A 17,559-nucleotide genomic window follows, 5' to 3' on the forward strand; every position below is an offset into this window, starting at 1 on the left:
AGCCAGCGCGAGTCCACCCCGACCACCACGACGAACAACGGGAACGCCAGCAGGAGGTGAATGGCCTGCAGCAGCTCGACCACTCGGCGGGGCGGGCACCGGTCGAGGTCGTCGACGTAGAGGATGATCCGTTCGAGGTCGGCGGACTGGCCGTTCTTCGTGGTGGCGGTGAGGCGCCGGCTCATCTCCTCCAGGTCGCGCCGCAGGGTGGCGACCATGCCCTCGTGGCTGCGGTAGTTGTCGGATTCGGTGCGCTCCATGGCGAACGCGCTGATGCTGCTGCCGCGGTGGAGAGCCTTGACCTGCGCGTTGAGGCCGAGCATCTCCTGGTCGATCTCGACCATGCGGTGCCGCAACGTATCCCGCCGCGCCTCCACCGGTGCCCTGCGCTGGTCATCGACGCTCGTGACCAGGTCCTTGACCAGGTTGACCGCCCGTGCCGCGCGGTTGAGGAGCGGTTTGGCAAGCAGCAGCGCGCCGACCCCGAAGACGGCGTAGGAGGCGAGGGTCGTTCGGAGCGTGCCCAGCTCGTCCCCGAAGAAGGCGCCGACGACCAGCGGCCCGGCCACGACCAGCACCAGACCCACGATCAGCAGGAGCCGAAGAGGCCATCCGGTCCGCTGGAACACGAAACGCAGGTTCTGCGACAACGTCCCCGCGGTGCTCGCGACCTCGCGCAGATCGAGTCCGGTCACCTTGTCCTTCGGCACACCGGCCTTCTCCAACGCCTCGTCGACCTTGCTGGCCGCTTCACGCGCTGCTTTTCGAACGGTGTCGGTGGTGATCACTTCGCCCACGCGGATCGGAGTCTCCGCCTTCAACTCCTCGTCGGTGGCCTTGAGCAGTTCACGTGTCGCCTCCTGCCGCCGACGGAGATCCTCGTGCGCCTTCCGCACCGACGGCAGATCCTTGAGGACCTTGCGGGACACCGTCGACGCGTCCGCAGCCGCCAGCTGGTCGAAGATCGTCGCGGCGAGACTCGCCCACAGGTCGACGTCGATGTAGTGCCAGGCGTTGAACTTGATCTGGCAGACCTGCGAGCACAACGCCGAGTCGCGCCCCTCCAAGCCGGCGGTCTGCGACGCGGCGGTGAGCCGGCCGATGCGGTCGCGCATCTGCTCCATGAAGAACGACTTGCCGGTGCCCCAGTCCCCGAAGAGCCCGATCGACAGCGGCGGTGCGATCTCCCGCGCCAGCACCAGGTCGCACAACGTGTGGACCTCGCCGGTGATGCCCAGCCGATCGACGCCGGTCTCGACGTCGGGCACGTACCCCGCGTAGCCGCGTGGCACCGGCGGGGGAGGCGTCGGTCCCAGCGGCACGGTTCGAACGCCGTCGTCCGTGGCCGCGACGATCGCAGGCCCGTTCGCGGAGTCGTAGAGCGCGAGCGACCAGATCTCACCCGCGCCGAGATCGGTCAACGGCCGGATTCTCGCAGCCCGCAGATCGATGACGTCGATTCTGCCGCCGCGACCGCCCGCCACGGCGGTTCCCTCGTCCACCAGTGCCACGCTTCGGTAGGCGTTGTCACTGCTGGACATGCTCCCGATGATGTCCCCGTTGTCCTGGTCCAGAACGGTGAACGAGCCGTCGTCCTGGACACTCACCAGCACCTGGCGGCCGACAGCGAATCCGGCGGCGATGTCGTGCACCGGCGAGCCCAGCGAGATTCGCCACGCGGTCGTGAAGGTGTCGAGATCCCACGCTTGGATGCCGTCACTGGTGCCACATACCAACAGTGGCCGGGTGTTCGCGCCCACCGCGAACCTGAGCGGGCCAACGAGCCCTGATTCTGGCCTCAGCTGCTCGTAGGGTCTGCTCGGGGCTTGTGCGTCCCACACCCTGATAGCTCGTTCTTCCCCCACGGACGCCGCGAGGACGGGTCCTCCCACGATGGCCGCCGCTACGCCCGTGATCTTCCCGATGTGCGTTTGCGCCTGGGCCTGCACGTCCAGTTCGGGCAGCGACCGGACGGTGACGGCGCCGTCCTCCGCACCGCACAAGATCGCGTTCATGCCGGGGATGGTCGCCACCGAGTACTGGGCGGCCGTCACGACGTGGTTGACCGGCACACCGTCGACATCGCACAGAACCAGTCCGAGGGTCGTGCCGGCCGCGAACATCACCGAGCCGTTCACTTCGGTCACCGCCACCGAGTTGGCGCGCTCGCCGCGCAGTGACTCTCGGAGCGGAGGTTTCTCGGGTTGATAGCGGGGATTGGGGAAGAACGGGAGATCTTCGCCGGCGTCCGCGATGGTCGTGAACGTGCGTTCCGGTGCCGCGCTCCGGTCGTTGAGCCATCGCTGGATCTCCCGGGCCACCACGGTCAAGGGGATGTACTCGCCCGCGGAGCTGACGATCTCCGTGCCGTCCGCCAGTTCGTTGATCACGTTGGCCGCGGCGGAGCTGAAGTCCCCGCGGAAGTCCTCCCACGGGGTTTCCGCGGCGATGATCAACGCGGGTGCCTCGACGAACTGGTCGACGTCATCCGCAACGAGCGCGGCGGCCGAGGCCAGGTCGAGCAGGAAGAGAGCCGGAGCGCGCCCCGGTTCCGGTTCACTGGTGGCCATCGCCTGGAGATCTTCGGTTCCCGGCCGGCCGTCCGAGCCGACGACGTGCACGGTTCCTGCACTGTCGAGCACGGCGTGCGCGAGGACGTACACGATCACGGCATCGCCGGGCACGGTGGTCGCGATGAGGCTTCGGACGCTTTCGCGGATCTCGCGGGACGTGTGGTTCAGGTGGGTCTGGCAGTCGTAACCGAACCGCTGCAGTGCTTCCGAGAGCCGTTCGGCGCGCTTGGCGGCGAACGGGAAGGAGGCCAGCTCAGTGGTGTACTCCGCCCCGGCGAAGAGAACTGCCAGCCGTCTGCCTGCCATGAAACAAAGATCGACCGGGGCGAACCCGGTGTTACCCGGCGCTGGGCCGAACGGGGCTCTGCGGAGAAGCCCCGTTCGGCCGGAACCGGCTAGCGGGCGAACTGGAACCAGTTCACGTTCGCCAGGTCACCGCCCGTGCCACCGGTCGCCACCAGGTAGAGCCGGTGCACCCCGGTAGCCCCGGAAGCCGCAGCCGTGCGCGAAGTCCACGTCTGCCAGCCACCCGTGCTCGCCGCGGACACCGTGGCGACCAGAGGCCCGGCCGGGCTGTCCAGCCGGTACTGCAGCGTGCCGTTGGCGGTCGAGGCGGAGGCGATCCGCGTGGTCACCGACGCCGGCGGCGTGGCACCGAAGTCGACGTCCGCGTAGGCCACGTAGTCGCCCGGCGTCAGGTAGCCGATGTTCTGGCCGCAGCCGGAGTCGGTGCAGCGCTGGACCTGCGTGCCGCTCTGCTCGTCGTAGTACGAGGCGCCGATCAGCGCGTAGGCGTTCTGCGTTGCCGGGAACTGCGCGCCGAAGCCGTACGGGAACAGCGGCGTCTTGCCGTCACCGGCGTTGATCGGCTGCTGCGAGGCGCTCTGCATCCACGTGAACGGCAGCGTGCTGGTCGGGCGGTAGTCGCCGAACAGGACGTCCGCGACGCCGTTGCCCTCGGTGCCCGGCAGCCAGGCCGCGACCAGGGCGGTCCACTGCGGCAGCTGCGCCGCGATGTCCAGCGGGCGGCCGGACACCAGCACCACCACGACTGGGACACCCGTGGCGCGCACCGTGTTCAGCGTCGCCAGGTCCTCGCTGTCGAGGCCCATCGCGCCCGGCTTGTCGCCCGCGCCCTCGGCGTACGGCGTCTCACCGATCACCGCGATGGCGGCCTGGTAGGAGCCGTCGATGCCGGTGCCGTTGCGGTTGTACGTCACCGTCGTGGACGGCGACACGGCCGAGCGGATGCCCTGCAGCACAGTGGTTCCCGGCTGCGTCGGGCCGCTGCCGCCCTGCCACGACAACGTCCAGCCACCGCTCTGGTAGCCGATGTTGTCCGCGCTCTTGCCCGCCACGAAGATCTTGGAAGCGGTCTTCGGCAACGGCAGCACGCCGTTCTGGTTCTTCAGCAGCACCTGCGACTTGCGCACGGCCTCGCGAGCCAGCGCGCGGTGTGCCGCGTTGCCCACCGAAGGCGTGAAAGACCGGTCGGTCAGCGGCTTCTCGAACAGCCCGAGCTCGAACTTCTTGGTCAGGATGCGGCGGTTCGCGTCGTCGATGCGCGACATCGGCACCCGGCCCGCCTGCACCTCGGCCTTGAGCAGCGTGATGAACGAGCGCCACTCGGTCGGCGCCATGATCATGTCGAGGCCGGCGTTGATCGACGTGCGGACCTCGGCCGCGGTGAAGCCCGGCTGGCCGTCGATCTGGTCGATGGCGTTCCAGTCCGACACGACGAGGCCGCTGAAGCCGAGCTCGCCCTTGAGCACGTCGGTGATCAGGTACTTGTTGGCGTGCGTCTTGAGGCCGTTGACGCTGCTGTACGTGATCATCACCGAACCGACGCCCTTCGCGACGGCCTCGCGGAACGGCGGCAGGTGAACAGCACGCAGCTCGGCCTCGCTGACCTGCGTGTTGCCCTGGTCGTCGCCGTCGGTCGTGCCGCCGTCGCCGATGTAGTGCTTGGCGGTGGCGAGAACCGAGCCGGGGTCGGAGAGCTTGGCGCCCTGCAGACCGGTGATCAGCGTGGTCATCGACGTCGCGTTCTCGGGCGTCTCGCCGAACGACTCGTAGGTGCGGCCCCAGCGGTCGTTGCGCGCGACGCACAGGCACGGCGCGAAGTCCCAGTCGATGCCGGTGCCCGACACCTCCTCGGCGGTGGCCCGGCCGATCCGCTGCACCAGACCGGGGTCGCGGGTCGCGCCGAGGCCGATGTTGTGCGGGAAGATCGTGGCGCCGACGACGTTGTTGTGGCCGTGCACCGCGTCCACGCCGTAGATCAGCGGGATCTTCAGCGGCGTGGCCCTGGCCGCGTTCTGGAAGCTGTCGTACATGTTTGCCCACGACGTGGCGTTGTTGGGCGACGGCGCGGAACCGCCACCGGACAGCAGCGACCCGATCCGGAAGTTCGTCAGGTCGGCGTTCGAGACGGCGTTGCGCTCCGCCTGCGTCATCTGCCCGACCTTCTCGTCGAGCGACATCCGGCCGAGCAGGTCGGACACGCGCGCGGGGATCGGCTGGGACGGGTCCAGGTAGATCGGGTCAGCCGCGGCGGCCGTACCGGTGGGGACTGCTGCGGCCGTCAGCAGGAGCACGGCCGCGAGGAGCTTTCTCATGGGGCAGACCTCCGGGGGATGAGGTCCTGTTTACCTTGCGGCACAACAGGGTTGACCGAGCGTAACCCCACCCCCCAAAGTGGTATAGACCATCGGGGAACCGGTCCTCGTTCCGGTTCCCCTCGGTCGGCGTTCAGCGGCACCACGACTCGACGGTTCGGCTGAACTGCGGGAACTCGGCGCGTGCGGTTTCGAGAACCTCCGCGGGCGTGCGCGGCCCGCTTCCCGAGTGCTCCTCCGCCACGGCACGGAGTTCGTCGTGTGGCACCCCGCTGTCGGACCCGAACTCGACGGCCTCCTGCGGCCCGACCCCGCCTGCGAGCAACCACAGGAACTCGCCCAAGCTCGACGCCACGATCCCGGCCTCGCCCTCGGAGCCGAAGAACGCCACCGGCTGGTCGACGAGCGGTTGCCCTGGCCGCACGAGCCAGCTGGTGACCAGCCCGCCAGTGCCGTCCTGCCCGAACACCCGGAACGCGTCGCCGTCGAGCTCCTTGTTCCCGGTCCAGGACCTGATCCAGTCGGTGGTCTCCTCGGCGGAGTCGAACTCCTGGTAGGGCTCGTAGTCGATGTTGCCCGGCGCCGCCTCCTCGGTCTTGTCGTCGTAGTCCCACGGGAACTCGATGCCGCTCAACGCGACGAGAGCTGCGGGGAAGGCTCTGCCGTCTGTGATCTCCACGCGCCGTACGGTAGCGCGCACGCCAGCTGGAGAGTCGCGATCAGCGAGTAGAAGAACACCGCGATCCACGCGCCACGGGGAGACGTCAGCGCGAACCCGGGCCCGAACAACGAGCTCGCCCACGCCCACGCCGGAAACGGTGCCAGGGCAAAGATTCCGGCGAGCACCCGAGTCCACTTCGGACCCCGCCCGGCGAGCGCGTAGCCACCCGCGATGCCGAACAACGGCAGGGCAACGGCTCCTCCGCCGATGCCACCGGTGAACAGCCGGCCTTCGAGCACGTCCGGCGACACGAAGATCGCACCCGCGAACACCAGCGGTGCCAGCATGAGCCGCCGGATACCCGACTGCACGGAGTGCCCGAGCAACGCACCGACGACCACGCCGGGCAACAGCACCTGGCCGAACGTGCCGTACCAGCTGACCTGCGACTCCGGCCCCGCGAGTGCCGACATCAACGCGCGCAGGCCCGCGGCCCAGGCCAGGCCGCAGACCGCGCCGATCAGTGCGGGTCTCACACCGCGATCCTCGCCGTGGTCGCCACGACCGGGCTCCGCATCGCGACACCCAGCAGCAGCAAGCACAAACCGTAGACGCCGACTCCGAAGGGAAGCAGGGGGGTGGCGGCCAGGCCGACCAGCAGCGTCGTCCAGACACCGGTGGCCAGCGGGACGTACCGCCGCCAGCCCTGCCACACCCCGGCTCGCAACGTGGTCACGCCGAGCATCAGGAACCCCACGGCGGTGAGCAGCGTGCCCAGCCCGAAGACCGCACCGACGACCGACGGTCCGGTGGCGGACAACGCCTCGTCGCGGAACGGGATCGACGCCAGTTCGGCCACGAGGAGCACGCCCGTACCGGCGACCGCCAGCGCGCCACCGGCCCGAGCGGCGCGACTCGTTCCAACAGCATCACCGCGGGCGAAGCCGAGGACACCGACGAGCACCAGCGCGTGGAACACCGCGTACACCAGGCAGACGAGCACGAACGTGTCGCTGGGCCACGGATAGCTCCACTGCGTGTCGGCGACCGTGGTGGACGGCAGCACGAAGAACTGCGTCAGCACCCCGGACAGGACGGTTGCCGCGGCCCCGGAAATGAGACTCAACGCGTACATGGCGACCTCTTTCGGATTGGATGCCGTGAAGCGTGCGGCTCGGCACACCGCGCGGTCATCGGCGTGGGCACCGAACCCGATGCAGTGCCAGCACTGTGGTCGGCACCGTCAGGAGCTGCGACGATGACGCAGTGCCGATGCTGTTCTTCGCGCTGACCGCGGTCGCGGAACTCGCCGCGACCGCCCTCGGGTGGGGCCTCGAACCCCACTACGACACGGTCATGTACGCGGTCCAGACGGTCGTGATGGCCGGTGCCGGAGCGTTGATCGCCCGGCGCAGTGTCATCGGGCGGCTGTTCCTCGGGTTCGCGTTGCTCAACGCGGTGATGGCCGATCTCTTCCAGGCGTGGGCACTGCGCGACCTGCCGGGCGGGCCCTACCTGGAGTGGCTGAGCTGGATCAGCTGGCTGCCGAGCGGCTACGGCTGGATTCTCGTCTTCGTGCTCTTCCCGGACGGCAACGCCGGGCGGTGGCGCCCGGTGCCGTGGGTGGGCGCAGCGGGCACGGTGCTGGCGATGGCCGGCTGGGGGCTCAGTCCCGGCCTGGACCGCAGCTTCTCCGACGGCCACAACCCGCTGGCGGTCGAGGGCCCGCTGCCCGGCCTGCTGCTCTGGGCGGGGATGCCGCTCTTCCTGGGCGCTCTTGCCGCCTCGGTGCTGTCGCTGATCATGCGGTTCAGGGCATCCGAAGGCCTCCTGCGGCAGCAGCTCAAGTGGTTCGTGTTCGCGGCGGCACTCGCGGGTATCGGGCTCCCGCTGTCCTTCGCGCTCTGGTACGTCACGCCGGCCGCCGGGGTGATCGCCGCGGTCGTGCTGATGGGGCTCGCGATCGCCGCCTGCCTGGCCATCCTGCGCTACCGGCTGTTCGACGTGGACGTCGTGATCAGCCGCACGATCAGCTACGGCCTGCTCACCAGCTACGGCCTGCTCACCATCCTGTTGATCGCCGCCTACGCCGTGACGGTCGTCGTGGTCGGCACGGCGTTCGGCCGCGGTTCGAACTGGGCCACGGCGGCCGCGACGCTGGTGGCGGCGTTGGCTTTCCGGCCGTTGCGCGATCGGGTCCAGGACGTCGTCGACCGGCGGTTCAACCGGGCCCGCCACGACGCCCGCAGACGCATGGCGGACTTCCTCGAGGCGTTGCGGGCGGGGAAGGCCGAGCCGGAGGACGTGGTCCGCGTGCTGCGCGAGGTGCTGAACGATCCGGCGACCGACCTCCTCGTCTACCTGCCCGAGAGCAAGGAGCACGTCGACCTCGACGGCAGAGCACGCCCGGACATCACGGGATCCCGTGTGGTGGTGGAACGCGATGGTCGCCCGGTCGGCGTGGTCGTCCACGAGACACCGCAGGCCGCTCTGGTGCGCGAGGTCGTGGAAGCAGGCGGGCTGGCCGTCGAGATCGCCCGGCTGCGCGTCGAGCTGCGGCGTCAACTGGCCGAGGTGCGCGCGTCCAGGGCGCGCATCGTCGCCGCCGGTGACGCCGAACGCCGCCGCGTCCAGCGCGACCTGCACGACGGCGCCCAGCAACGACTCGTGGCCATCGGGCTCGCGTTGCGGCACGCCCAGCACCAGCTCACCACCAGCACACCCGAGCAGGCCGGGCACACGATCGACGAGGCGGTGAACGAGGTCGCCGTCGCCATCCAGGAACTCCGCGACCTCGCCCACGGCCTGCAGCTCGACGGCGGACTCCGGCCCGCGTTCGACGACCTCGCCCGCCGCACCCCGCTGCACGTCGAAGTGGAAGCCCCGCCGCAGCGGTTCGCGGAGAACGTGGAAGCCGCCGCCTACTTCGTGGGCTGCGAGGCGCTGACCAACGCGGTCAAGCACGCGCACGCCACCACGGTCGCGTTGACGGTCGCCCATCACGACGGAAACCTCGTGGTCACCGTGACGGACAACGGGATCGGGGGAGCGGCACCGTCCGAGGGCAGCGGGTTGACGGGCCTGGCCGACCGGGTGGCCGCACTCGGCGGCACACTGCGCGTCGACAGCGAACCAGGTGCCGGAACGACAGTGACAGCGGAGGTGCCGTGCGAGTCGTGATCGCCGAAGACCAGGCGTTGCTGCGCGACGGCCTGGCCCGTCTGTTCGCGGACAGCGGCCACGAGGTCGTCGCCACCCTCGGCGACGCGACCGGCCTCGCCTCAGCTGTCTCCGCGCTCGCCCCCGACCTGGTCATCGTGGACATCAGGATGCCGCCGACGTTCACCGACGAGGGCGCCCGAGCGGCTCGTGAACTCAAGAAGAAGCATCCCGGGCTCGGCGTTCTCGTGCTGTCACAGCACGTCGAGGGCACCCACGTGGCCGAGCTGATCACCGAGCCCGGTTTCGGTTACCTGCTCAAAGACCGCGTGCTCGACGTGGCCGACTTCCTCGCTGCAGCGGACCGGGTCGCCCGCGGTGGCTCGGCGCTGGACCCGCACGTGGTCGCGGGCCTGCTCGGACGCGGCTCGCTCGCGGTGCTCTCCGAACGCGAACGCACCGTGCTCGAACTGATGGCGCAGGGCCTCACGAACACCGGTGTCGCGAAACGGTTGCAGCTCAGCGAACGCACGGTCGAGGCCCACGTGCGGCACCTGCTGGTCAAACTCGATCTGCCGTCCGATGAGGACGGTCACCGCCGCGTGCTGGCCGTGCTGGCCCACCTCAACGCGAAGGGGTGACGAGGCCCGACTCGTAGGCGACCATGACCGCCTGCGCCCTGCTGGTGAGTGCGAGCTTGGTCATCGTGCGGTTGAGGTGGGTCTTCACCGTCGCCTCGCTGATCACGAGCTCGGCCGCGATCTCGGCGTTGGACCGGCCGGTCGCCACCAGCCGCAGGATCTCCTGCTCACGCGGGGTCAGCTCGCTGAGACTGGGCGCCGACGGCACCTCCGGCCGGTGCACATAGGCGTCGATCAGTCGCTTGATCACGGTGGGGGCGAACAGCTTCTCGCCCTCCGCGACGACCCGGATGGCCGAGACCAGTTGCCGCGGCTGGGTTTCCTTCAACAGGAACCCGGACGCGCCCGCCCGCAACGCCTCGTACACGTACTGGTCGAGGTCGAACGTCGTCAGCATGATCACCCGCGGCGGCAGCGACCCCGCGTCGGCGATGATGCGCTTCATCGCGGTGATGCCGTCGACACCGGGCATGCGGATGTCCATCAGGATCACGTCCGGCCTGGTCCTGGCCGCGAGGTGGATCGCGTGCATCCCGCCGGCCGCCTCGGCGACCACGTCGAGATCCGGTGTGGCCCGCAGCAGTGCCGCCAGACCGGCGCGGATCAGGCTGTTGTCGTCCACGACCTGCACGGTGATCATCCGAGTGCCCCCACCTCGTCCACGAACAACGTCAGCGCGACCGCGTACCCGCCCTCCGGCCGTGCCCCCGCGACCAGTGTGCCGCCGTACAGCGCGGCGCGTTCCCGCATCGACGTGAGCCCGTGCCCCGTCCCCGGTGTCCCGCCCGCGTTCCCCGCATTCCCCTCGTTCTCCACGACGACCGTCAGCTGCCGCCGGTCGCAGCGCACGAGCACCCGCGCGCGCTCGCCAGGAGCGTGTTTCAGCACGTTGGTCAGCGCCTCCTGGATCACGCGGTACGCGCACAGCTGCAGGCCGGGCGGGAACGCGTCCGGATCCGGCACGCTCATGCCCAGCTTCACCGCGACCCCGGCGGCGCGGACCCGGTCGACGAGCTGCGGCAGGTCGGCGAGACCCGGCGCGGGATCGTGGCCGGGACCCTCGTAGCCGGGCGCGTCCGAGTCGACCCGCAGCAGCACGAGCAACCGGCGCAGCTCGTGCAGCGCCTCCCGGCTGACGGTCGAGATCGTGTCCACGGCCTTGCGCGCGGTCGACGCGTCGGCGTCGAACACGTACTCGGCCAGACCGGCCTGCACCGAGATCACCGACAGGTGGTGCGCGACGACGTCGTGCAGCTCGCGGGCGATGCGGACCCGTTCCTGCGCCACGGCGAGCGCCGCCCGTGCCTCCTGCTCCGCGCGCAACCGGTCGGCGACGTCGGCGAGCTGGTCGTTGCGCTGGGCCAGCCGGTAGCTCACCGAACCGAAGACGCACGCGAGGCTCGGGAACAGCACGGACTCCACCAGCCCGAGCCCCACCGACATGCCCGGCACGAGCCGCGACGACCAGAACATCGCGACGATCGTGACCGCCCAGCTCAGCACGATCCTCCTGGCCGGCCGCAACGACGCCGCCGAGTACAGGGCCAGCAACGGCCCCCAGAAGTTGAGGTTCAGCTGGTCGTAGCCCGCCGCCAGGTACGCCAGCAGCGCGAGCGAGCTCGTCAGCGACACCGCGACCGGCCACCGGCGGCGCACCGCGAGGGGCAGGAAGATCAGCGCCGTCAGCAGGTAGGCGAGCGGCGAGAAACCCCAGCCGTGCGGGAAGTGCTCGCTGCCGACCCACAGCGCGGCCGCGGTGACCAGCACGGCGACCGCGGGATCGGTCATCGGCGGTCTCCACGCCCACCACCAGCGCAGGTTCATCCCGTCACGGTATTGATCACTGGGCCGGGTGGCGTCAACCGAGCGGTGTATTCGCCGATGCCGCAAGGGTCTACCCGGACATCAACTCCGCGCCCGACGACGCGCGCACGCCGCGTTCGTACCGTTTTCCTTGCCGGGCAACGGGTCCGGCGAGGGAGGGGGAAAGATGAAGCGCGGCAGCAAATCGGTGCTGGGGATGTTCGCGGTTCTCGTCGTCGCGCTGGTGCCGGCCGTGGTGGGGGCCGGCCCGGCAGCGGCGAGCAGCGGCGTGTGGACAGGGGACAGCGCGACGGTGGCGGCGGCCGAAAAGCCGCCGAACTACAACGCCTGTCCACTGGAGTACTTCTGCGTCTACGACAAATACGGGCACATGTGCAAGTGGAAGGACAACGAGCGCGACTGGTACAAAGCGTGCTCCTGGGCAGGCCGGAACCACCCGAAGTACGTCTACAACCACGGCAAGTACTACGTCGGGGTGACGATCTACCGCAACGTGGGCTTCCGCGGCCCTGTCGGCGACTGCGTCACGTGGGAGGAACAGGCGATCCTGGCGGGGAACTACAACATCGGCTCCCACGCCTGGAACTGTTAGCAAGGCCGCAGCAGCTTTGTTCCGGTCAGACCACGATCTTCTGGTACTGCTCGCGATCCAGGTCGTGCACTTCGAGGGTCAGCTGGGTCGGCAGCCCCTCGACCGGCTTGAGGTGCTCGCGCACGAGCCCGATGCTCACCCGCCCCACCTCCTGCTTCAGCGCGACCGGCCGCCCGGACAGCAGCCCGACCCGCACGTGGATCATCGCGGCGGGCGAGCCGTCCCCGATCACGGACTCCTCGATCTGCCTGAACCGCGTCTTGAACGCGGCCACGTCCGAGCTGACCAGCGGCGACAGCGTCTGGTGCAGTGCTAGGGCGAACGCGCGGCGGTCGAACGCCTCGTTCAGTTCGGCGGAGTACTCGACGGTGATCTGTGGCATGAGCTCACGCTACCGGCGACGACCATCTCGGTGCGGATCCGCTGGCGGAAGCCCATGCGCTCGTAGAGCCGGACGGCGTTGGTGTTGGACGCGAGCACGTGCAGGAACGGCGTCTCACCGCGTTCCACGAGAACATCTGGACGCTGCACGGAAAGTCCATTGAGGACGGTGTGATCCGCAACTGCTTCGGCCGGGGTCCCGTCTCGTGGATCAACGGCCGGGACGCCGCGGAGTTCGCCGTGGCAGCCCTCCTGCATCCCGAACGGTTCGACGGCCCGATCTGCCACCCGGCCGGTGCCGAGGAGCTGAGCCACGACGACATCGCGGTGATCCTCACCGAGGAGCTGGGCAGGCCGGTCCGCTTCGAACCCGTGACGGCGGGGAGTGGCGTGCGGAACTGGTCGAACTGTCCGCCGCGGACCAGGTCGTGAACCCGGACATGGCAGGCCACATCACGGCCGTCGCTCAGCGCGTCGCCGAGCACGGGCCGACCACGGCCGCCGACCCCGAGACACTCCAGCGGCTGATCGGCCGCAAGCCGCTGACGTTTCGCCAGTTCGTCAATGCATCGGTTGACACGCGTGCCCGTCAACGCATACGTTGACGAGGTGAGTGAGTCGAACGAGTCGTTGAGCGCGCTGCGGATGATGCCGTGGGCCAGGGAGTCCGTCGACCAGGCGGAACGGGTCCTGATCGAGGCGGTCCTGGACGGCGGCTGGACCTGGGAACAGCTGGGCGCGGAGTACGGAGGACGGTCCAAGCAGGCCATGCAGCAGCACTACAAGCGGCGGGGTGGCCAACGGACCTGGTCGAGGCGGACCGGGTCTGCGGACGTGGAGGCAGTGCGGGACGCGATCACCAGGCTGTTGCTCAACTTCCGCGCCACCGACGAGGCGCTGACCCGCACGATGCGCGACGCGTCCTGGAACGAGAAAGATCCCGACACGGAGGCGCGGCGGCGCCGGTCGTGGGTCGAGCGGCTCAACGACAGCATGGACTCGCTGCACGACTTCATCAACAACCGCATGGGAAAGGTCCCGCGCTGGGAGGGCCACGAGGTGCCGGCGGACCTCGTGGACGAGGTCGAGGCGGGCACCGCGAAAGCCCTGGAACGGCTTCGTCAGCACCGCGACGAGGTCGACGCCACGATCGCGGAGCTGCTGCGCCGCCAGGCCGGGCTCAGCCGGTAGCGGCGGCGGGGTGGCGGCGCTGGACCGAGTTGATGGCGAGCAGCCCTGCCGCGCCGGCCCACCCGGCGAGCACCGCAGCCCAGGTCGGTTCCCACTCCGGCCGGCCGAGCCGCAGCGCCCAGCTCACGCCGAACAGGACGAGGACGAGCGCGACCCCGAGATCACTCCCGGACGCGGGGACGGAGGGTTCGGCGAAGATCCGGTCGAGCCACTCGGCGGCCACGACCGCGATGCCGAGCAGCAGCCCGGCGGTGATGAGGTGCCAGGTGAGCACCGCGGGCAGCCCGGTGAGCAGGTGCAGCACGTCGAGCGCCGTCGTGGCGGTGAGCAGGGCGAAGGGCAGTGCGACCAGACGGCGCGGCATGGTGTTCGTTCCTTCCTGGAGAGAGCTCGACGCACAGGTACCCGCGCCCGCACCGGGTTCACACACCTAGGATCTGGGGGTGGATGTCTCCCGCAGGAACAACGTCGTCGTGACCGGCAATCCGGAAGGTCCGGCCGTGCTCCTCGCGCACGGCTTCGGCTGCGACCAGAACCTGTGGCGCAGAATCGTCCCGGATCTCGCACAACACTGCCGCGTCGTGCTGTTCGACCACACCGGGAGCGGCCGTTCGGACCTGAGCGCGTGGTCCGCCGAGCGCCACGGCACGCTCGACGGGTACGCCGACGACGTGCTGGACATCTGCCGCGAGCTCGAGTTGCGGGACGTCGTGCTGGTCGGACACTCGGTCAGCTCGATGATCGCGGTGCTGGCGGCGAACCGGGAGCCGGAACGGTTCGCGCAGCTGGTCCTGCTCACGCCGTCACCGTGCTATGTGGACGATGGCGACTACCGCGGCGGGTTCAGCCGAGCGGACATCGACGAGCTGCTCGCCGCCCTGGAGTCGAACTACCTGGGCTGGTCCGCGGCGATGGCACCGGTCATCGTGGACAATCCAGATCAGCCGGAACTGGCAGAGGAGCTGAAGAACAGCTTCTGCCGCACCGACCCGGCGATCGCGCGGGTGTTCGCCCGCGCCACCTTCCTGTCCGACAACAGGGAGGACCTGCGGAAGGTCACCGTGCCGACGCTGGTGATCCAGTGCGCGGTGGACGCCATCGCGCCGCCGGAGGTCGGGCAGTTCACGCACGACCAGATCGCCGGCAGCAAACTGGTGACGCTGAACGCGATCGGGCACTGTCCGCAGTTGAGTGCGCCGGAGTCGACGGCGGAGGCGATCCTGGAGTTCGTGGTCGGCCGATGACGGGGCCGGAGTGCGTGACCTTCGCCGCGTTGCTGGAGGACAGCGCGGAGGATCTCTACGACAACGCACCCTGCGGCTACGTCTCCACGTTGCTGGACGGCACCATCGCGAAGGTCAACGCCACGCTGCTCAGGTGGCTCGGCCACGACCGCGACGACCTCGTCGGCCGGCGCAGGTTCCCCGATCTGCTCACGGTCGGCGGCCGCGTGTACTACGAGACGCACGTCTTGCCGTTGCTGCACATGCAGGGCGAGCTCGGCGGGGTGGCGCTGGAGATGAAGATCGCGGACGGCACGCGGCTGCCGGTCCTGCTGACCTCGGTGGTCAAGAAGGGGCCCGGCGGCCAGGCGCAGCTGATCCGCACCACCGTGTTCGACGCCCGCGACCGGCGCGCGTACGAGCAGGAGCTGCTGCGGGCCAGCCAGCAAGCCGAACTGGAACGCGACAGGGCCCAGCAGCTGGCCAGAACGTTGCAGCAGACCCTGCTCCCACCGGCGTTGCCCGAGGTGCCGGGCGTGGAGGTCGAGGCCTACTACCACCCGGCGTCGCTCGACCAGGTCGGCGGCGACTTCTACGACCTGTTCCCGCTCACCGCCGGCACGTGGGGTTTCTTCCTCGGCGACGTGTCCGGCAAGGGCGCGGACGCGGCGGTCGTGACCTCGCTGGTCCGCTACACGCTGCGTTCGGGGGCGATCGACGACCCGGAGCCGGCCGACGTGCTGCGGCACCTCAACGCCGTGCTGAACCACACGAACCCGCGCCTGTGCACGGTGATCTACGGCCGCATCCGCCCGGACGGCACCGGCGCCACCGTCACCCTGGCCTGCGGCGGGCACCCGCCGCCGGTGCTGATCCGCGCGGACGGCACGCGAGAGCTGGTGCGCATGCCGGGCGGCCAGCTCGTCGGCGTGCTGCCGGTGGCGCGGTTCACCACCACGACCGTCCACCTGGGACCGGGCGACACGCTGCTGCTCTACACCGACGGGCTGACCGAGGCGCGGATCGGCGCGGACATCCGGTACAGCGAGGAAGAGCTGCGGGACGACCTGAGCGGCCCGGCCACGGCGCGGTCCGTGATCGCCGCGGCGACCGGGCTGCTGGCCTCGTTCGGTGCCGGCGTCGAGGACGACACCGCGTTGCTGGCGTTCAGCGTTCAGCCGCCCGGCGCCACCAGCCCGGTCTCGTAGGCGAGCACGACGGCCTGGGCCCGGTCGCGCAGCTCGAGCTTGGCGAAGATGCGCGCCACGTGGGTCTTCACGGTCGCCTCGCTCAACGTCAGGTCGTCGGCGATCTCCGCGTTCGACCGGCCGTGCCCGACCAGCGTCAGCACCTCCCGTTCACGAGGTGTCAGAGCGGCGAGATCCCGGTGCACCAGCGGAACCACGGGCGAGCCCGTGGCGAACCGTTCGACCAACCGGCGGGTGATCGACGGCGCGAGCAGGGCGTCACCGGTCTCGACGAGGCGCACGGCGGCGACGAGGTGCTCCGCCGTCACGTCCTTGAGCAGGAACCCGCTGGCACCGGCCGCGAGAGCGTCGTAGACGTACCGGTCGAGGTCGAACGTCGTCAGCATCAGCACCCGGCAGTCGGGCGACTCGCGCACGATGCGGCGGGTGGCTTCGAGGCCGTCCATGGCCGGCATGCGGATGTCCATCAGCACGACGTCCGGCTTCAGGTCCCGCACGGCCGTCACCGCTTCGGCGCCGTCGGCAGCCTCGCCGACGACGTCGATGCCGCCCGAGGTCAGGATCATCCGGAACCCGATGCGCACGTACGCCTGGTCGTCGGCGATCACCACCCGTGGCGCGGTCACAGCGGAATCCTCGCCCGGACCCGGAACCCGCCGCCGAGCCGCCTGCGCGCGTCGAGGTCGCCGCCGAGGACGGCCACGCGCTGGCGCAGCCCGAGCAGCCCGCGACCCTCACCGTCCGTTGTGGACACCGGGTCGCCGGACAGCACGCTGGGGCCGGTGTTCAGCACCTCGACCCGCAGGTAGTGGTCGGCGTAGCGCACCGTCACGTCGGCCTTCCCGCCGTCGCCGTGCTTGAGCGCATTGGTCAAGGCCTCCTGGACGATCCGGTACGCCGTCAGGTCCACTCCGGACGGCAGCTCACGCGGTTCGCCCGAGATGCGGACCTCGACCGGCAGCCCCGCGAAGCACATCCGGTCGACCAGCGCGCTGAGCCTGCTCAGACCCGGTTGCGGCGACAGCAGGTCCTCGCCGTCGGCCGACGGCGCGAGCAGGCCGAGCATGTGCCGCAGCTCGGTCATGGTGTCGCGCCCGGCGGACTCCACGGCGAGCAACGCGCCGGTCGCCTCTTCGGCCTCGGTCGCGAGCACCCGGCGGGCGGCTCCGGCCTGCACCACCATGACGCTGACGTTGTGGCTGACGATGTCGTGCAGCTCCCGCGCGATGCGGGCGCGTTCGGCGTCGACGGCTCCGTGGGCGGCGCTTTCCCGTTCCCGCTCGAGCAGCCAGCCGCGTTCCTCCATCGCACGGGTGTACGCGCGTTTCGCCATCGCCAGCCGCACCGCGAGGAACACGGCGACCAGGCAGGCGGTGACCGCCACGATCAACTCCCACACACGATCACCCTCCCAGAGCGCGAGGTGTGCGCGCATCACACCTGGGATGCAGCGGCTACATCCCCGGGATGACCCCGTGCGGAAGGTTA

The 17,559-nt window shown here is 69.9% G+C and carries 20 protein-coding genes and 1 pseudogene; 8 read left to right on the top strand and 13 right to left on the bottom strand.

Features of this window, described 5'->3' with window-relative positions; all coding sequences use genetic code 11:
* The 6 genes and pseudogenes from UK23_RS48955 to UK23_RS26410 form a co-directional block, all read right to left on the bottom strand.
* A partial coding sequence (locus UK23_RS48955; RefSeq protein WP_269112312.1) for a P-loop NTPase fold protein occupies positions 1 to 2,879 on the bottom strand: 2,879 nt, incomplete at its 3' end.
* Positions 2,880 to 2,968: 89 nt separating this feature from the next.
* Entirely contained in the window at positions 2,969 to 3,358 is a 390-nt protein-coding gene (locus UK23_RS53960; protein ID WP_231114679.1) for a carbohydrate-binding protein, read from the bottom strand.
* 24 nt (positions 3,359 to 3,382) lie between these two features.
* Positions 3,383 to 5,191, bottom strand: a pseudogene (locus tag UK23_RS26395) (glycoside hydrolase family 3 protein); the annotation flags it as partial.
* Positions 5,192 to 5,324: 133 nt separating this feature from the next.
* Positions 5,325 to 5,870 (bottom strand): hypothetical protein, encoded by a 546-nt coding sequence (locus tag UK23_RS26400; protein ID WP_045314338.1) that lies wholly within the window; start codon positions 5,868 to 5,870, stop codon positions 5,325 to 5,327.
* A complete protein-coding gene (locus UK23_RS26405) occupies positions 5,822 to 6,388 on the bottom strand; it encodes a hypothetical protein (protein WP_045314339.1) in 567 nt (188 codons plus the stop codon). Before UK23_RS26405 ends, UK23_RS26400 begins: the two co-directional genes overlap by 49 nt.
* Positions 6,385 to 6,987: a hypothetical protein gene (locus tag UK23_RS26410; RefSeq protein WP_045314340.1), complete on the bottom strand. Its 603-nt coding sequence runs from the start codon at positions 6,985 to 6,987 to the stop codon at positions 6,385 to 6,387. Before UK23_RS26410 ends, UK23_RS26405 begins: the two co-directional genes overlap by 4 nt.
* A 137-nt stretch (positions 6,988 to 7,124) precedes the next feature.
* Here UK23_RS26410 and UK23_RS48960 point away from each other — a divergent pair, with 137 nt between their 5' ends.
* Both UK23_RS48960 and UK23_RS26420 read left to right on the top strand, forming a co-directional pair.
* A complete protein-coding gene (locus tag UK23_RS48960) occupies positions 7,125 to 9,032 on the top strand; it encodes a sensor histidine kinase (RefSeq protein WP_231114680.1) in 1,908 nt (635 codons plus the stop codon).
* A complete protein-coding gene (locus tag UK23_RS26420; RefSeq protein ID WP_045314341.1) occupies positions 9,020 to 9,652 on the top strand; it encodes a response regulator transcription factor in 633 nt (210 codons plus the stop codon). Before UK23_RS48960 ends, UK23_RS26420 begins: the two co-directional genes overlap by 13 nt.
* Here UK23_RS26420 and UK23_RS26425 read toward each other — a convergent pair.
* Both UK23_RS26425 and UK23_RS26430 read right to left on the bottom strand, forming a co-directional pair.
* Positions 9,636 to 10,292: a response regulator gene (locus tag UK23_RS26425; protein ID WP_045314342.1), complete on the bottom strand. Its 657-nt coding sequence runs from the start codon at positions 10,290 to 10,292 to the stop codon at positions 9,636 to 9,638. The genes UK23_RS26420 and UK23_RS26425 overlap by 17 nt on opposite strands.
* Positions 10,289 to 11,476: a sensor histidine kinase gene (locus UK23_RS26430; protein WP_196777897.1), complete on the bottom strand. Its 1,188-nt coding sequence runs from the start codon at positions 11,474 to 11,476 to the stop codon at positions 10,289 to 10,291. The genes UK23_RS26425 and UK23_RS26430 overlap by 4 nt, the downstream gene beginning before the upstream one ends.
* A gap of 166 nt (positions 11,477 to 11,642) precedes the next feature.
* On the opposite strand from UK23_RS26430, the gene UK23_RS26435 reads away from it, so the two are divergent.
* On the top strand, positions 11,643 to 12,068 hold the full coding sequence (locus tag UK23_RS26435) for a peptidase inhibitor family I36 protein (RefSeq protein WP_045314343.1): 426 nt from the start codon (positions 11,643 to 11,645) through the stop codon (positions 12,066 to 12,068).
* 25 nt (positions 12,069 to 12,093) lie between these two features.
* Here UK23_RS26435 and UK23_RS26440 read toward each other — a convergent pair whose 3' ends face one another.
* Positions 12,094 to 12,450 carry a 5-carboxymethyl-2-hydroxymuconate Delta-isomerase gene (locus UK23_RS26440; protein WP_045314344.1) on the bottom strand — a complete coding sequence of 119 codons (357 nt, stop codon included), beginning with the start codon at positions 12,448 to 12,450 and terminating at the stop codon, positions 12,094 to 12,096.
* On the bottom strand, positions 12,414 to 12,599 hold the full coding sequence (locus tag UK23_RS55070; RefSeq protein WP_419503904.1) for a GNAT family N-acetyltransferase: 186 nt from the start codon (positions 12,597 to 12,599) through the stop codon (positions 12,414 to 12,416). The genes UK23_RS26440 and UK23_RS55070 overlap by 37 nt, the downstream gene beginning before the upstream one ends.
* On the opposite strand from UK23_RS55070, the gene UK23_RS53970 reads away from it, so the two are divergent.
* The 3 genes from UK23_RS53970 to UK23_RS26450 are packed head-to-tail and all read left to right on the top strand — an operon-like array spanning position 12,549 to position 13,640.
* A complete protein-coding gene (locus UK23_RS53970) occupies positions 12,549 to 12,881 on the top strand; it encodes a hypothetical protein (protein WP_052685066.1) in 333 nt (110 codons plus the stop codon). The genes UK23_RS55070 and UK23_RS53970 overlap by 51 nt on opposite strands.
* Positions 12,878 to 13,054: a hypothetical protein gene (locus tag UK23_RS51920; RefSeq protein ID WP_156213387.1), complete on the top strand. Its 177-nt coding sequence runs from the start codon at positions 12,878 to 12,880 to the stop codon at positions 13,052 to 13,054. Before UK23_RS53970 ends, UK23_RS51920 begins: the two co-directional genes overlap by 4 nt.
* Positions 13,055 to 13,058: 4 nt before the next feature.
* A complete protein-coding gene (locus UK23_RS26450) occupies positions 13,059 to 13,640 on the top strand; it encodes a hypothetical protein (protein ID WP_052685067.1) in 582 nt (193 codons plus the stop codon).
* Here UK23_RS26450 and UK23_RS26455 read toward each other — a convergent pair.
* On the bottom strand, positions 13,630 to 14,004 hold the full coding sequence (locus UK23_RS26455; RefSeq protein WP_045314346.1) for a hypothetical protein: 375 nt from the start codon (positions 14,002 to 14,004) through the stop codon (positions 13,630 to 13,632). The two genes, UK23_RS26450 and UK23_RS26455, sit on opposite strands and share 11 nt — an antisense overlap.
* Positions 14,005 to 14,083: 79 nt before the next feature.
* On the opposite strand from UK23_RS26455, the gene UK23_RS26460 reads away from it, so the two are divergent.
* Together UK23_RS26460 and UK23_RS26465 are read left to right on the top strand one after the other, a co-directional pair.
* Positions 14,084 to 14,884, top strand: coding sequence for an alpha/beta fold hydrolase (locus tag UK23_RS26460; RefSeq protein WP_045314347.1), 801 nt, complete (start codon positions 14,084 to 14,086; stop codon positions 14,882 to 14,884).
* A complete protein-coding gene (locus UK23_RS26465) occupies positions 14,881 to 16,071 on the top strand; it encodes a PP2C family protein-serine/threonine phosphatase (protein WP_156213388.1) in 1,191 nt (396 codons plus the stop codon). The genes UK23_RS26460 and UK23_RS26465 overlap by 4 nt, the downstream gene beginning before the upstream one ends.
* Here UK23_RS26465 and UK23_RS26470 read toward each other — a convergent pair.
* Positions 16,038 to 16,697, bottom strand: coding sequence for a response regulator transcription factor (locus tag UK23_RS26470; protein WP_045314348.1), 660 nt, complete (start codon positions 16,695 to 16,697; stop codon positions 16,038 to 16,040). The genes UK23_RS26465 and UK23_RS26470 overlap by 34 nt on opposite strands.
* Positions 16,694 to 17,506, bottom strand: a complete 813-nt coding sequence (locus UK23_RS26475) for a sensor histidine kinase (protein ID WP_052685068.1) — start codon at positions 17,504 to 17,506, stop codon at positions 16,694 to 16,696. Before UK23_RS26475 ends, UK23_RS26470 begins: the two co-directional genes overlap by 4 nt.
* Positions 17,507 to 17,559: the final 53 nt, after the last annotated feature.

The sequence above is a fragment of the Lentzea aerocolonigenes genome (assembly GCF_000955955.1).
Classification (GTDB): Bacteria; Actinomycetota; Actinomycetes; order Mycobacteriales; family Pseudonocardiaceae; genus Lentzea; species Lentzea aerocolonigenes_A.

Bases quoted from the DNA above. Each gene is read 5' to 3' on its own strand.
- UK23_RS26410 (WP_045314340.1), bottom strand. From the start codon at position 6,987: ATGTACGCGTTGAGTCTCATTTCCGGGGCCGCGGCAACCGTCCTGTCC.
- UK23_RS48960 (WP_231114680.1), top strand. From the start codon at position 7,125: ATGCTGTTCTTCGCGCTGACCGCGGTCGCGGAACTCGCCGCGACCGCC.
- UK23_RS26425 (WP_045314342.1), bottom strand. From the start codon at position 10,292: ATGATCACCGTGCAGGTCGTGGACGACAACAGCCTGATCCGCGCCGGT.
- UK23_RS26430 (WP_196777897.1), bottom strand. From the start codon at position 11,476: ATGAACCTGCGCTGGTGGTGGGCGTGGAGACCGCCGATGACCGATCCC.
- UK23_RS26435 (WP_045314343.1), top strand. From the start codon at position 11,643: ATGAAGCGCGGCAGCAAATCGGTGCTGGGGATGTTCGCGGTTCTCGTC.
- UK23_RS26440 (WP_045314344.1), bottom strand. From the start codon at position 12,450: ATGCCACAGATCACCGTCGAGTACTCCGCCGAACTGAACGAGGCGTTC.
- UK23_RS26455 (WP_045314346.1), bottom strand. From the start codon at position 14,004: ATGCCGCGCCGTCTGGTCGCACTGCCCTTCGCCCTGCTCACCGCCACG.
- UK23_RS26465 (WP_156213388.1), top strand. From the start codon at position 14,881: ATGACGGGGCCGGAGTGCGTGACCTTCGCCGCGTTGCTGGAGGACAGC.
- UK23_RS26475 (WP_052685068.1), bottom strand. From the start codon at position 17,506: ATGCGCGCACACCTCGCGCTCTGGGAGGGTGATCGTGTGTGGGAGTTG.